Genomic DNA, 15733 nt, shown 5'->3' on the forward strand with positions numbered 1-15733 from the left:
GTTTCCCCCCTTTACAAGGGGGGATTAAGGGGGGTAATTAGACTTGTGTATACACCGTAGCCTTTTTAAGGGGGGGTTAGGGGGGATCTAAAAGTGCCTAAAGTCACAGCGAAACACTTTTCAAACAACCTATTACTCATGTGAGGAATTATGGGACTCCGCTATAGTTAACGGTTAACAGGCAACGGCTAAAAGGAGTTAAAGAGATGGAAACTAAGCCAAATGACCCATCGCTAGCACTCATGGAAATTCCCCCTGGCTATCTCAACATTATGGGTTATGTTGATAATTCAGAAGTCAACGGCCCTGGTTGTCGTGCAGTTATCTGGGTGCAAGGTTGTCCTCGTGAGTGTCCTGGCTGCTTTAATCCTGCCTCTTGGTCATTTGAGGCTAACCAACTGATTGCTGTTGATGCCCTTGCCGAGAACATTCTCAACAATCCCCGCAATATGGGTGTAACCTTCTCTGGTGGAGAACCGTTTTGGCAAGCAACTGCACTAGCATCTTTAGCTCGTAAGGTAAAAGCTGCTGGGTTAAACGTAATGTCTTTTACTGGGTTCACTCTTCAGCAGCTACAGTCTCAATCAGCGCCACCAGGTTCTCAAGCATTGTTAGAACAACTCGATATCCTGATTGACGGGCCTTTTGTCCAATCTCTGGCAATTAATTCTCCCAACTCTCCAGTTTCGTCTAGCAATCAACGGGTTCGGGTGTTAAACCCAGCTTTTCAAGACCAGATTACCTGGGCTAGCGACCAGATTGAGGTTCATGTTCTCAAAGATGGTAGCCGCATTGTCACTGGTTATCAAGGTGGGCTGGAGTTGACGTAAGAGGCAGGGGAGCAGGGGAGAAAAATACGCTCATTTCCCCTGCTAAAAGGGTTTCAGAGCAAATAAATTTATTTATAGGCTACGGTGTACACACAAGTCCTAAAAACCTAACTTAATAAGGCTTTCCTCGTTCCTGGGCTGCCGCCTGGGAATGCCTTCATTGAGTCTCTGGCTCAATGTCTAACTGGAGGCAGCAGCCCCTAATCAGCCATTCCCATGCAGAGCATAGGAACGAGAGAATAATGAGAAATCGAGCTTTTTTCGACTTGTGTGTACACCGTAGCTTTTTTAAGGGGGGCTAGGGGATCTCAATACAACCGTAGACTTTTCAAACAACCTTTTAGACAGCCTAAAAAGGGGGGAGTTTTTCAACTAAACCTCATCTAAGTTGAGAACCATAGTTTTCGCCCTCACCCTAAATCCCTCTCCCATATCTGGGAGAGGGACTTTGAAATTCCGGCTCCCCTTCTCCCAGATATGGGGGATAGGTTGGGGGATGAGGGCAAATCCTTTTGATCACAGAAGAACTACAGGTTTCAAGATAGACGTGGTTTAATTCAAGTTAGATTAAATAAATCAGGTTTTCAACTTCAAAATCAGGTTTTTTAACTTCAAAATTAAGTTTTCAACTTCAAAATCAGGTTTTTTAACTTCAAAATTAAGTTTTTAACTCGAAAATCAGGTTTTTCAACTTCAAAATTAAGTTTTTAAGTTCAAAATCAGGTTTTTATTGTTACTCGCGCGTTATCTTATGCTAACGATATCAATATAAATATTAGAACTTGACTAAAACATTTCAGACAATTTTTATTAAACACCGCGTACTCTGGGCTGTCTTAATTCTGGGTACAGCCCTGGTGGTTACGCTAGCGCTGTCCCTTTCTCAAGGAGCAGTACCTTTGAGTATGTCGGAATTTTGGCAAGCCATGCTTCGCAAAGGTGATCCGATTAAACAAACAATCCTCTGGGATTTGCGTCTCCCCCGGATTACAGCTGCTCTGATTGTCGGCGCAGCCTTGGGAATGTCAGGAGCGCTGTTGCAAGGAATGTTACGTAATAGTCTTGCCGATCCATTTATTTTGGGCATTTCAGCAGGTGCAGGATTAATTGTCATTCTCATGCTCGTGTGGCAAATATTCCCTGTAGCGATTCCTTTAGCAGCGTGGATGGGAGCCATTTTAACTTCAGCGATCGTAATTTTACTTGGTCGCGCGGGGTCGGGAATTTCGGTTGAGCGGTTAATTTTAGCCGGAGTGGCGGTAAGTTCTTTATTTGGTGCTGTACAAAGTACATTGCTGCTTTTAGCTGAAGATGGCCAAATTCAAATTGCCCTCAGTTGGCTGGTTGGTAGTCTCAACGGGCGGGGTTGGCAAGAAATTACTACAACTGGCCCTTATATCATCGTTGCATTAATAGGGGGATGCTTGCTGGCGCGATCGCTAAACGTCCTGGCTTTGGGAGATGATTTAGCTGTGAGTTTAGGGGTTTCGTTGACGCGATCGCGCCTATTAATTGGTGGTATCGCCACTTTATTAGCCGCAGGTGCAGTTAGCATCAGTGGCTTGGTTGGCTTTGTTGGTCTTATTGTCCCCCACGGTGTCCGCCTCATCGTTGGTACAGATCACCGCTTTGTTTTGCCACTTTCCGCTCTTTCAGGTGCATGGTTACTGACTTTTGCAGATTTACTCTCTAGACTAGGAACAGTAGAACTACCAGTAGGTTCCGTCACCGCCTTACTAGGTTCACCCCTGTTTATCTGGTTACTTTATCGTCGTTCTGCTGGGTTTAATAAATTCTGAGTGGATAGACCGAAGAGAGCAGAGGAAGCAGGGGGAGAAGAGGAGCAGGGGAAGCAAACCCCATAAAAAGCCCCTGGTGTTGACCAGGGGTATCCATCTTTATTCCCACATACTAGAATCGCATCTGTGAAGTTATGGGAAATCCGTACTAATGCAATAACCGCATAATGTTAATGTTTATTTTGCAATCATCTAGTTAAAAGTCAATACAGTTCAGATAAGACCAAAACATTTGTAGAGACGGCGATTTATCGCGTCTCAAAAACCCAAAATTTTGTACCAGTAGCCCTTAACCCAAGCGTATTGAGTTAAAAGTGATGATTAGTCATTGCGATCGCGGAGCATCTCGCAGAGAAAGATGAAGGTGAAAGAGAAGAATTTAAGTGTTCTTAGGTAGTTGCACAGTGAATAAACTACCTTTACCTAGTTCAGAGACAACCTGGATGGTTCCTGCGTGCCCTTCTACAATCCAGTGGGATAGATGTAGTCCTAAGCCACTACCGGAGCGTTTATTTCTACCTTGGCGAAAGCGCTCGAAAATTGTTACCTGATCTTCTGGCGCAATCCCATATCCTGTATCTTCTACTTCAATTGTTACCGAACCTTGATTCTCTGGATTAGGTGATGTTTCAAAAATGCGGATTGTTATGCCTCCTGTATCTGTAAATTTGATGGCATTTGCGATCAAATTGTTCAACACCCGCCGTAATTCCAAGCGATCGCCCATAATAATCCCAGCGTTTTTACTCAGTGGGTCTAATTCACGGGTGTCTATTTTTAGAATCAACCCTTTTTCACCCGTTAGAGGACTTAGTTCGCTAACTACTTCTTGAGATATCTCACGTAAATCGCATACTTCCCAATTCAATGTTTTTTTACCTGCCTCGAAGCGATAAACTTCTAGGAGGGTGTTTACCATTTCCATCAAATTTTTGTTGCTGCGAATCATAACTGCGATCGCCTGTTTCATTTCCGGCGAAATTTTGCAGAATGTTTCCATCTCAAACAAACTCAACATCCGATCGGCGGCTACTAAAGGAGTTCGCAAATCATGAGTCAAACGAGAAACAAAGTCTTCCCGTTGGCGAGCCATTTTTTGTTGTTCGTCCAAACTGTGCTTAAGACGCAGCAGCGATCGCACCCTTGCCAGTAGTTCATCAGTATCAAATGGTTTGCGAATAAAATCGTCAGCACCAGCATCCAAACCTTCGACAACACTGGATTGGTGAAAGGCAGTAATCAGTAAAATTGGGATATAACTAATAGCGGGGTTCTTCCGAATGCGACGCGTGACTTCATAACCATCGATCCCCGGCATCATCACATCTAACAGAATCAGATCGGGTGGAGATTGTTCAATTTGCCGTAAAGCTTTTATCCCATCTGAAACCAAATCAATTTCATAACCCTCATTATCTAAAATTGCTTGAACCAAAATGAGATTATCTTGAGTATCGTCAACGGCGAGGATACGGTAAATTTTATTATTTTCAACTACAGACATAATTTATCAACTTTTATCAGTTTTTTTTGGAAGTAATTTATAGTTTAAATTTAGGATATCCTATTGATGCTTTACTAAATTGATAAGATGAGTGATGCGGATTTTTAACAGAATAAAAAACCCCGCCACTATCCAAATGTGAAGCCTGAGCATCGGTTGCTACATCTGGTAATTTTATTTGACGTGGCAATTCAATTCTAAACATTGAACCGAACCCTAATTGGCTCTCAAGAAAAATTTTACCATTCATCATTCGCACTAGCGAATCTATAATTGCCAAACCCAGACCCGTACCTGTATATTTGCGAGTCATACTTTGATCGACTTGCCGAAATGCTTCAAAAATATGTTTGAAATCTTTTGGTGCTATGCCAATACCTGTATCCCTAACGATAATTGCTACTCGATTTGCAGGTAGTTCCTTAACCTCAACCCAAATCTCACCAGAGTCGGTGAACTTAATTGCGTTAGAGAGGAGGTTAATTAAAATCTGTTTTACACGAACTGGATCATTAAATACCAAACTATTTTGCAAGTCTGTTTGCACCAACAATGAGATATTTTTAGCCTCAGCTGTAGAACGCATTTCATCTACAGCGAGATTTATTACCCTTGATACATTAAATCTTTCCACCTTTAAGGCTAGTTGTCCTGCTTCCAGCTTGGAAAAGTCGAGAACTTCATTCAACAGCATCAGCAAATGCTTCCCATTATTCAGGATGCGTTGAACCATGTCTGCTTGCTGGTCAGTTAGTTGACAAAACTTGGGACGCAACAGCATTTGCGAAAAACCAATAATTGCATTCATCGGTGTTCTGAGTTCGTGGGACATAGTTGCCAAAAAACGCGATTTTAGCTGTGATGCCTCCAATAACTTGAAGTTTTGCATTTGAATCTGTTGCTGTTGTCTCTCTAATTCTTGGTTCTGACGAATGAGTTGTTCTTGACTTTCTCTGAACTGCTGGTTTGCCAAAGCTGCCTGCATTTCAGCTCGATAAATCCGAATTGCATTCCGCAATACCTGTGCTAAGGTTTCTGGAGATATCCTAGAATTAGAAAGACAGTCTGTAGCACCAGCTTTGATTAATTGAACAGCGATTTGTTCATCTTCTTCATCAGTTAGGACTACTAAAGGAACTTTGATTTCTGAAGAACGTAGCTGTTGAATCAAGGTTAGCCCATCCTGATCTGGTAAGCGATCATCGAGGAAAACACAATCATAAGCAGTGTTGCTTAAGGCAGAGAACGCATCCTTGCCATTGCCTATTTCAGACAGTTCCATTTGAACACCTGCTTTAGTTAGAGCAGAATGGACTACCATCCGGTTTTCTTCGTCATCGTCTACAACCAAAATTTTCAGCGTCTCTTCCATCGGTTTTTATTTTCGCCGCTAAACATAGGTTGATGTATAATATTTCTCTTTTTCAGATTATCCAACTAAAAAATATAATATTTTCGGATATCTAAAATCTGTAACTTGATTGACTAAGGCATTTTGCATAATATCCAATATTTACTGATAACTACCATCATCTCCACTCAATTGTCGAATAGCACAAGTAAAATAAAATCCTCTAATAAAGTTAAATTAATTGTAAATGAGTGAGTCAACGACCGTCGTCACCCATTGGTAAGAGTTGCACACCGTTATTGTGTCCCATAAGCTTAAGCAGTTTTACCTATAAAATTGCTTACAACCAGGTGAATAAGAAACTAGTGTCTGCACCTATTTGTAAATCTGAAGTAATCTTACCTCCTTGAGTTTCAACAATTTTTTTGATGATGGCCAGATGTACGTTAGGTTTTCCTAGCGATCGCGGACTTCCACTGTTTGGCAAATTATAAAGACCTTCTCGTGATTTTTAGGAAGAATACTAAGTCTTTACAAAATTTCTGGTATTGTAAAGATTAGTTGTCTACTTTTTTAATTTTTGATGGATTTAACTTGTGAGCAAGGAGGAGCAATTTGGCATTCTTTTCAATATTTCATCCTTTTTGTGCAAGTATCCATATATCTCCAGCTAGATTTGCCCTCTATCTAAATGCTAAAAAATAGGGTATTTATTATTTCTATCGGTGGATGCACGCTGGTTAAGATATCATCTATCTTTGGTATGGAAAAATTAATAGATAGCGCTTACAAAAGGTAATACTTAGAAGAAGGTAATACTTTGAAAGATGCAAATAGCGTAAAAGTGAGTGTAGCCATGAATGAAATTAGCATTATTTTAATTGAAGATCACGACTTAACGCGAATGGGGCTACGAGCGGCGTTACAGTCTCACAGCGCATTAAAAGTAATTGGCGAAGCAGCAAATGCTACCCAAGGGCTAAAACTTTTGGAAACGGCAAAGCCAGATGTAGCTGTTGTAGATATTGGCTTGCCTGACATGGATGGTATTGAACTTACCCGTAAATTCAAACGCTACCAAGCTGAAACTGGGCAAAACACAACGAAAATTCTCATCCTGACAATGGATCATACAGAGGATGCTGTACTTGCAGCTTTCGCGGCGGGTGCTGATTCTTATTACATGAAAGAAACAAGTATCAGTAAATTAACTGAGGCTATACAAGCGACTTACGCCGGTAACTCTTGGATTGATCCGGCAATTGCCAACGTGGTATTGCGGAAGATGCGGCAAGGTATTCCTGGAGAAAGCCAAAATTCTGACAAGCCGAAGACTGTAAAAATTGAGGCGCTGGCGTCAGAATACGAGCAAGTTTTAGAAACATACCCTCTGACTCAACGGGAACTGGAAATCTTAGAGTTGATTGTCGCTGGGTGCAGCAATGGGCAAATTGCCGAGAAACTCTACATTACAGTTGGTACTGTGAAGACCCATGTTCGTAATATTCTAAATAAACTGTGTGCTGATGACCGTACCCAAGCTGCTGTGAGGGCATTACGTTCTGGGCTAGTAGCTTGAGGGAGTAGTGAGTGCTGAGTAGTGAGTGCTGAGTAGTGAGTGCTGAGTAGTGAGTGCTGAGTGCTGAGTAGTGAGTAGTGAGTAGTGAGTAGTGAGTAGTGAGTAGTGAGTAGTGAGTAGTGAGTAGTGAGTGCTGGGTGGGAAATCTCACTTCTTTACTTGGAACTGTTTGCCCAATACCCTTTCAACCCAATCGTTCCTGTAAACATTCTGCAATGCGTAGTGCGGCTCCTGGTTTACCCATACGTCGCATACCATTTTCGGCAATAATTTGCAAAATATCAGGATCTTTGAAAAGGGACTGTACGATATTGGCAACTTCTGCTGGCTGCTCGACTAAAATTAAAGATGATCCTAAAAGACGACTTTGAGCTTCAGCAAAGGCAGGGTTATATTGGGGCCCATTACCAACAATCGCGATCGCAGGTTTCCCTAAACCGATAAACTGTTCTGTGGCTGTACCTGCCATTGCGATCGCTAAATCTCCCAAGTGCAGACAGTCATTATAAGCTTGTTGTGTCAGCATTATATAAGCATTTCTTTGTTTAAATGTCAATATATTTGGATCAGAAAGTTGGATAGGAGATGCTGATTCAGTTCGCCAGCCTTGGGATTGCACACTTTGGGATAAAATATTAGAGTCTAAACCAGGAGCGATCGCACCTAGAAATATTACTTTGCCAGAAGTGTAAAACACCGAATTTCGCTCCTGGAAACTTGCCATTAACGCAGATACGGCAATCATAATTGTTTCCCAGTTGGTGTATGCCTCTGGCGGACGGGAACCAGGAAGAAGAGTCACCATAAAAGGTCGAACTGTCTCTTTCTGTTGGCTATCCTGACTATAAAATTGTTGGCGTGAAAAGGTCGGTTCTAAACCATCCATCATGGGATTACCCAAATTAAAAGCTGAAATTGGCCATTGTTTTAATGTTTCCGTCGTTAGCGCATCTCTAGGAAAGACCGCCTTACAATGGCGACGACTCATTAACCAACGTTCCCAAGGATGGTAAACTGAACCAGAAAAGTTTTCCCAACGCGCACTTTTCGATTTCCGTGGTAATAATCCAGCTTCATCCCGCACATAATATTCAGATTTCGCCGTACCCACAAAAGCATAATTAGCGCCACTGAAAGTTGCAAACAACAGGGGCACAATATCTCCCACAGCTAAAATTGCTCTTTTATTACCTAATTTTTTTTGAGAACTCACCCAACGGCGGACAGTTCTAATCTGGCTGAGGGTAAGTTGCAATAAACCACCGCGTACATCTTGCACTAATTGGCGTCCATCCATATAAATAAAGCCGCCAGAAGGCATAGTGCGGACTGAACCGATGAAGGGGAGATCCAACTGTTCATAAGCACGTCCTTCACCCACCAGAGGTAAAGCAAATATTTCTGGTGGGTTTGATTGTCGTTGGAGTTCTTGCAAAATCCGAACTGCAATTACATCTTCCCCATGACCATTACTTAATACAAGTAACCGCAAGGGAGAAGTTGTAGCTTGTGAGTTAGAAGCTAGAGATAACCGAGATACATTACTCATAAGAAACAAAACATCAAAATTAAAATCAAGAATGCCAAATTATAGTTGGTCTTTTGCTTCTTGATTCAAATTTTGAAATTCAATTTTATGCCAACTATAAATCAATACGCTTGGGTTAAGGGCTACTGGTACAAAATTTTGGGTTTTTGAGACGCGATAAATCGCCGGGTTTTTGAGACGCGATAAATCGCCGTCTCTACAAATGTTTTGGTCTTATCTGAACTGTATTGAACTATAAATTATCTGGATTAGGGTAAACTCTTCCTTTCCAAGCGCCGCCGCGCCCTTGCCAGTGACGGAGTGCTGAGTCTAGAGTCATCAGAGTATAGAGAAAAGCGATCGCTGGTAAACTAAATGCTAGCCAGGGAGAACATTTATAAAAACGGATCGTTGGGTAGTAAGCCAAGGACATTAACAACCATCCTAATAAACCTGTAAATGCGATCGCCCAATTGCCCCAAAATGCACCCAAAATCACACTCACAGGTGCAACTATATAAATTAAAATCATGCCTACCAAAGTTCCCAGCAGTAGTAAGGGCGAATAATTCAGTTGGGTATAAGCAGTACGAGCAACCATATCCCAAATCATCGCCAGCGAGTCATAGGGACGCAAACTACGAGTTAAAGTACTCAACCCTAGCCAGATACGCCCTTGATTGGGCATTGGGCATTGGGCATGGCTGTCTCTCCTGCTCTCCTGCTTCCCCACTCCCCACTCCCTACTCCCTACTCCCCCACTCTTTTTAACAGCCTGAGCTAGGGCGCAATCATCAATTAAAGCTTGGCGAATGACTTGAATACCACCGATTCGCTCTAAAGCTTCACGGGCGATCAGAATAGATCCCCCAGCTGCGGCGGCTGTGGGATTGTTGGGATTATTCACCCAGCGAAAGGGATAGAGTTTTTGAAAGAAAAAGACGAAAGCCGGAATCAAAAGTTTTTCCCAAAAGCTTTCACACCTGAGTCGCACCATTACAGAAACCATGTCTAAATCTTCCTGTACAGCTTTAGCAACCAGTCGGCGGAGATTACTAGGATCATGTTCAATATCTGCATCGGTCAGCAAAAAATAGTCAGGTGCAAATTTACTAGCGCTTTTTATACCTTGCTCAACTGCCCAAAGTTTGCCCGACCAACCGGGAGGTAGTGATTCGCCCGTAATAATATGCAATTGCTGAGGTTTACCTACAGCGTGTGCAACCCCTTCGGCAAAATTTGCTGTACCGTCCGTGCTGCGATCGTCTACCAAAAACACGTTGAAAGAACCAGGATAGTCTTGGAGTAAGAGCGATCGCAACGTGGTTGATATCAAATCAGCTTCGTTACGGGCTGGAACCACCGCACAAACCACAGGTAACGATTGTAATTGAGTTTCTGCAACCTCTAATTGCTGGTCTGTTCGCCAAAACTGTCCCCGAAAACACAGTAATCCCAACCAAATTGTCAAGGATAAAAACATTAATCCTAATACAATTACATCCATGACCTATTGCAAATTATTAGTGACTCAGACAGAATACTATGTCTGCTGATAGAGGAAAATTTTTTTCCTTACTGTATTACCGTGTTCATAACTGGGTGTTGAGGTTGAATAGTATTTGATGCAAACACAAGACAGGGTAAAAGTCAATCAAATCGCAGAAGCGATCGCAGCTAGCCAAAAATATCTACTTTCAATTCAAAATCCTGTAGGTTATTGGTGGGCAGAGTTGGAATCTAATGTCACCATTACTGCTGAAGTCGTCCTACTGCATAAGATTTGGGGAACAGACCAAACAAGACCCTTACACAAAATTGCAGCCTATCTGCGTCAAGAGCAACGGCAGCATGGCGGCTGGGAGCTTTTTTATGGTGATGGCGGAGAACTTAGCACCTCGGTTGAAGCTTACATGGCGCTGAGATTGCTAGGTATACCAGCAAGCGATCCGGCGATGATTCGGGCGCGTAAGTTTATTCTCCAACGCGGTGGTATCAGCAAAACTCGGATTTTTACCAAGTTGCACCTAGCTTTGATTGGCTGCTACAACTGGCGCGGTATCCCCTCACTACCTCCTTGGGTGATGCTGTTGCCCAAAGCTTTCCCTGTGAATATCTACGACATGTCTAGCTGGGCGCGTTCTAGTACTGTGCCGTTGCTGATTGTATGCGATCGCAAACCTGTTTTTATCACCGACCCAACTATCAATTTAGATGAACTATACGTTGAAGGTGTTGATCAAGTCCAGTGGGAATTGCCTCGGAGTAACGATTGGACAGATTTATTCCTTACCCTTGATGATGGGTTTAAGTTGGCAGAAAGTCTTAATTTAGTACCCTTTCGTGAAGAAGGCATCAAAGCTGCCGAAAAGTGGGTTTTAGAGCGGCAAGAAGCTACAGGCGACTGGGGCGGCATTATTCCAGCGATGTTAAATTCAATGCTAGCTTTGCGGTGTCTCGATTATGACCCAAGCGACCCCATTGTAGAAAGAGGGTTGCAAGCAATTGATAACTTTGCCATTGAAACAGAAAATAGCTACCGAGTCCAGCCTTGTGTTTCACCCGTTTGGGATACAGCTTGGGTGATGCGTGCCTTAGTAGAATCTGGCTTTGCACCAGATGATCCGGCTGTGGTAAAGGCTGGAGAATGGTTACTGCAAAAACAAATTCTGGATTATGGAGATTGGGCTGTCAAAAATTGTCAGGGACAACCAGGAGGTTGGGCATTTGAGTTTGACAATAACTTTTATCCAGATGTAGACGACTCGGCTGTGGTGGTGATGGCGCTACATTTAGCGAAACTCCCTAATGAAAAAATCAAGCAGGCTGCGATCGCTCGCGCCTTAAATTGGATTGCATCCATGCAATGTAAACTAGGCGGGTGGGCTGCCTTTGATTTGGACAACGATCAAGATTGGCTAAACTCCATCCCATACGGCGATTTGAAAGCCATGATTGATCCAAACACCGCAGATGTTACTGCTAGGGTTCTAGAAATGCTTGGTGGTTGCGACCTGTCAATTGACACTTATAATTTAGAGCGATCGCTTACTTATCTTCAGCATGAACAAGAAACCGAAGGCTGTTGGTTTGGGCGTTGGGGTGTAAATTATATTTACGGTACTAGCAGCGTCCTTTCAGCCTTAGCGTTAATTGATCCTCAAAGGCATAAACTTAGTATAGAACGGGGAGCCGCTTGGTTAGTAGGATGTCAAAACCCAGATGGTGGTTGGGGCGAGACTTGCCGCAGCTATGATGATCCCAGCCTCAAAGGACAAGGAAATAGTACTGCATCTCAAACCGCTTGGGCTTTAATTGGGTTAATAGCAGCAGGTGAAGCAACGGGTAAATTAGCTCTTGATGCCATTGAGCAGGGAATTAACTACCTTGTAGTAACTCAAAAGCCGGATGGTACTTGGTTTGAGTCCGACTTTACCGGGACTGGTTTCCCTGGCCATTTTTATCTCAAGTATCACCTTTATCAACAATACTTTCCTTTAATTGCGTTAGGTCGCTATCAAACAGTGATTAAAAAAGGTTAATACTGGTTGCTGTGGTAGGGGCATAACATTGTTCGCCCCTACTGCGTATTCTTTGATTAAGAAATTCCATATAAAAGCGCATTTTTTAAGTATCTATGCACTATAAAAAATATTTTTTGTATAAATAGTATGTGTGTTTTTCTTAAAGTTCAGAAATAACCGATTGTGACAGTTGGAAAAGCAATATAGACTAACAAGCAGAAATGTAGCTAGTAAATAGTTAGCGTAGGCGTAGCCCGTCGTAGACATCGCACTTTTCCTGATTAAGTAATTCCATATAAAAGCCCGTAGTTGTACTGATTTGTGTTGAGACATTTTTTAGAAATAGCGATCGAACAATTTCTACTTCGCAGTTCATAACAATAGTTTCAGTTTGAAACACAGAACTTCAAGTTTAGAACCCTGAAACCCACTCCCTGACGAACAAAAAACAAACATAGGAGAAAATCATGGCTAATTCATCATTTGATATTTCTGACTTGAATGGCACTAATGGCTTCGTTATCAACGGCTTTGATAGCAGTAGCAGTTCAGGCTACATAGTCAGCAATGCAGGAGATATCAACAACGATGGTATTGACGACCTGATTATTGGCGCTCCAAATGCCTCCCCCAACGGTAATGATCTCGCTGGGCAAAGCTATGTGGTATTTGGGGGAACGAATGTTGGCAATAGCGGCATCTTCAACCTCTCTGACCTGAATGGCACTAATGGCTTTACTCTCAAGGGCATTGCTGAATTTGATTCTTTAGGCAGATCACTCAGCAATGCAGGGGACATCAACAACGATGGCATTGATGACTTGATTATTGGCGCACCTTTTGCCTTTCGTAACGGCATCGGTCAAGTTGGGGAAAGCTATGTGGTATTTGGGGGGACGAATGTTGGCAGCAGCGGCACTCTTAACCTCTCTGAACTGAATGGCATTAATGGTTTCACCATCACCGGTGTTAATCAAGCTGACACCATAGGCTGGTCTGTCAGCAATGCGGGGGACATCAACAACGATAGTGTTGACGACTTAATTATTGGGGCATATGGGAAAAGCTATGTGGTGTTTGGGGGGACAAATGTGGGCAGTGGCGGCACTCTCAACCCTTCATCCCTGGATGGCAGTAATGGCTTCACCATCACCAGCACCAGCATTGGTAACTTTGAAAGCTTGTCGGTCAGCAATGCGGGGGACATTAACAACGATGGCGTTGACGACCTGATTATTGGGGTATATGAGGCCAACCCGAACGGCAAAGAAGATGCTGGGCAAAGCTATGTGGTGTTTGGGGCGACGAATGTCGGCAGTGGCGGCATCCTCAATCTCTCTTCCTTAAATGGAGCTAATGGCTTCGCCATTAACGGCATTGCAGCGGGTAACGATTCAGGCTTCTCAGTTAGCAATGGGGGGGATATCAACAACGATGGCATTGATGATCTGATTATTGGGGCATTTCGTGCCCCCGCCAACGGTGTCTCTCAAGCTGGACAAACCTATGTAGTGTTTGGGGGGACGAATGTCGGCAATAGCGGCATCTTTAACCTCTCTGACTTGAATGGCACTAATGGCTTTGTTATTAACGGCATTACTGAGAATAGTTTCTCAAGCTCCTCAATCAGCAATGCAGGGGATGTCAACGCTGATGGTATTGACGACTTGATTATTGGCGCAGCTGATGCTGGGTATGTGGTGTTTGGGGGAACCAATATCGGCAATAGTGGCAGCCTTAACCTCTCTGACTTAAATGGCACTAATGGCTTCACCATTCCTGGAGATGGCGCTATAGGTCTTTCAGTTAGTTATGCAGGTGATATTAACAACGATGGCGTTGACGACCTGATTATAGGCGCACCTTTTGCCTCGCCCAACGGTATCTCTGGCGGTGGACAAAGCTATGTATTGTTTGGGGGGCCAAATATCGGGGTCGGTCTTCTTAATGTGACGGGAACTCCAGGTACAGATACTCTTTTAGGCACATCTGGCAACAACATCATTGATGGTTTAGCTGGTAACGATACTCTCACAGGCAACGGCGGTAAAGATAAGTTTATTATTCGCCCTGGCGATGGCAATGACACCATCACCGATTTTGGTGGCGTTGGTAAAGGCTCAAACCCATCAGCGGCAGTAATTGCTAATGTTGACACATTGCAATTTACAGGTAGTGGCTTAAGTGCCCGAAATCTGCAATTAGCTCAAAATGGCAACAACTTAGAAGTCACCTTTGAAAATGTAGCTAACACCAAAGTCACTCTGCAAAACTTCAAATTAGAAAACCTGGATAACCTGCCAGCAACTTCTTCAAGACCTGCACTCGGCAATATCTTATTTGATGGGCAAAGCAGTATTGCTGACAGCTTTGATGTGATTGATGCTAACTCTACTCAAACTAGCATTTTCAACAAAAACACCGTCACTTTCCTCAATGACCTTAATAATCATATCACAGGTTTTGACAAGTCTGCTGATGTCATCAACGGTCAGGCAGGTAACGACATCATTGATGGTAATAGTGGCAACGACCTGCTGCGGGGCGGTGCTGGTAATGATACTCTAATTGGTGGTGCTGGCAATGATACTCTTGTCGGTGGCGCGGGTGCTGACAGATTCCTTTACAATACCAATGCTCCCTTTGCCAGTGCTGCTGTTGGTATAGATGCGATCGCTGACTTTAAACACTCCCAAGGTGACAAGATTGTACTGGATAAGACTACCTTTAGTGCGATCGCTTCTGTTGCAGGAACGGGTTTTAGTAATGCCAGTGATTTTAAAATCACTAATTTAGGAGGGGTTAGCACGGCGAAAATTGTCTATGACGCTGTAAGTGGGCAGTTGTTCTACAATCAAAATGGCAGCGCGGCTGGTTTTGGCAGTGGCGGTTTATTTGCAACTCTTAGTGGTGCGCCAACTTTGATAGCCTCAGACTTCATCGTTCAAGCACAGACCCGTTAAACTCAAAACTTCAAGCTTGGAACTCAGTCAGCAGTAGAGGAAAACCTTCCTACAGCACTGTTTTTACACGTATGCGTTTCATGAAGGTAATACGTAACGGGTGGAGTAGGGGAGGCAGAGGGGCAGAGGAGATATATTTTGGGTTGCATTCCAAAATATATTTCCTCAATGAGGCTTTGAACTGCGTGAACCCACCTCAGAACTCCATTAACGAAGCTTTGATCTTCGTGAACCCACCTCAGAACTCCATTAACGAAGCTTTGATCTTCGTGAACAAGCAGAAAAACTCTGCTCTCCTGCTCCCCCTTTCCCAAACAGCTTTTAAGAAGATATCATTCACCTTTAGGTAGATTTAGACAGAATTATTAAAACAGTATATTTGGATGACATAACACATAATTGGCCACAACATCTCATGCTAAATCAGTAATTTTAATGTCAATAGACATAATCCTGACTGATTTCCAGTTAATTTGTTTATCTGCCCTTCTTCTACATACAGCCGACGCTATGCGAACGGGCAAGGCAGAAGGTAGAGAACAATGAAGAGAGCAGGGGGAAGAAGAGGGGCAAGAGGGAGCAAACCCCATACATAAATGTAAATGTAGGGCTGCTGAAAAATGACGTTTGTTGGGAGAATGCCTAGCCTACCCCC

11 protein-coding genes are annotated in these 15733 nt (G+C 43.1%); 5 read left to right on the plus strand and 6 right to left on the minus strand.

The features are described from left to right. Window positions 1–206: 206 nt before the first annotated feature. A complete protein-coding gene (locus tag F8S12_RS08755; protein ID WP_196515920.1) occupies window positions 207–830 on the plus strand; it encodes a 4Fe-4S single cluster domain-containing protein in 624 nt (207 codons plus the stop codon). A 782-nt stretch (window positions 831–1612) separates the two neighbouring features. Further along, window positions 1613–2629 (plus strand): FecCD family ABC transporter permease, encoded by a 1017-nt coding sequence (locus F8S12_RS08760; protein WP_196515921.1) that lies wholly within the window; start codon window positions 1613–1615, stop codon window positions 2627–2629. Between the two features lie 379 nt (window positions 2630–3008). Here F8S12_RS08760 and F8S12_RS08765 read toward each other — a convergent pair whose 3' ends face one another. The 3 genes from F8S12_RS08765 to F8S12_RS08775 form a co-directional block, all read right to left on the minus strand. Further along, window positions 3009–4133 carry a hybrid sensor histidine kinase/response regulator gene (locus tag F8S12_RS08765; RefSeq protein WP_196515922.1) on the minus strand — a complete coding sequence of 375 codons (1125 nt, stop codon included), beginning with the start codon at window positions 4131–4133 and terminating at the stop codon, window positions 3009–3011. Window positions 4134–4170: 37 nt separating this feature from the next. Then, a complete protein-coding gene (locus F8S12_RS08770) occupies window positions 4171–5505 on the minus strand; it encodes an ATP-binding response regulator (protein WP_196515923.1) in 1335 nt (444 codons plus the stop codon). 319 nt (window positions 5506–5824) lie between these two features. Continuing rightward, the gene (locus F8S12_RS08775) at window positions 5825–5971 is read right to left on the minus strand and encodes a hypothetical protein (protein WP_196515924.1); all 147 of its coding nucleotides are present in this window, start codon (window positions 5969–5971) and stop codon (window positions 5825–5827) included. 369 nt (window positions 5972–6340) lie between these two features. Between F8S12_RS08775 and F8S12_RS08780 the strand changes: the two genes are divergently transcribed. Beyond that, entirely contained in the window at window positions 6341–7063 is a 723-nt protein-coding gene (locus F8S12_RS08780; RefSeq protein ID WP_196515925.1) for a response regulator transcription factor, read from the plus strand. Between the two features lie 184 nt (window positions 7064–7247). Here F8S12_RS08780 and F8S12_RS08785 read toward each other — a convergent pair whose 3' ends face one another. Beyond that, the gene (locus F8S12_RS08785) at window positions 7248–8612 is read right to left on the minus strand and encodes a lipid-A-disaccharide synthase-related protein (protein ID WP_196515926.1); all 1365 of its coding nucleotides are present in this window, start codon (window positions 8610–8612) and stop codon (window positions 7248–7250) included. A 232-nt stretch (window positions 8613–8844) separates the two neighbouring features. Then, complete coding sequence (locus F8S12_RS08790) at window positions 8845–10098, minus strand: glycosyltransferase (RefSeq protein ID WP_196515927.1); 1254 nt, start codon at window positions 10096–10098, stop codon at window positions 8845–8847. A gap of 118 nt (window positions 10099–10216) precedes the next feature. Here F8S12_RS08790 and shc point away from each other — a divergent pair, with 118 nt between their 5' ends. Beyond that, the gene (gene shc, locus F8S12_RS08795; RefSeq protein WP_196515930.1) at window positions 10217–12133 is read left to right on the plus strand and encodes a squalene--hopene cyclase; all 1917 of its coding nucleotides are present in this window, start codon (window positions 10217–10219) and stop codon (window positions 12131–12133) included. Window positions 12134–12353: 220 nt separating this feature from the next. On the opposite strand, the gene F8S12_RS08800 is transcribed toward shc, so the two are convergent. Beyond that, window positions 12354–12491: a hypothetical protein gene (locus F8S12_RS08800; protein ID WP_196515928.1), complete on the minus strand. Its 138-nt coding sequence runs from the start codon at window positions 12489–12491 to the stop codon at window positions 12354–12356. A 91-nt stretch (window positions 12492–12582) separates the two neighbouring features. Between F8S12_RS08800 and F8S12_RS08805 the strand changes: the two genes are divergently transcribed. Next, window positions 12583–15078, plus strand: a complete 2496-nt coding sequence (locus F8S12_RS08805) for a beta strand repeat-containing protein (protein ID WP_196515929.1) — start codon at window positions 12583–12585, stop codon at window positions 15076–15078. Window positions 15079–15733: the final 655 nt, after the last annotated feature.

It is taken from the genome of Nostoc sp. WHI, assembly GCF_015714725.1.
GTDB lineage: Bacteria > Cyanobacteriota > Cyanobacteriia > Cyanobacteriales > Nostocaceae > Nostoc.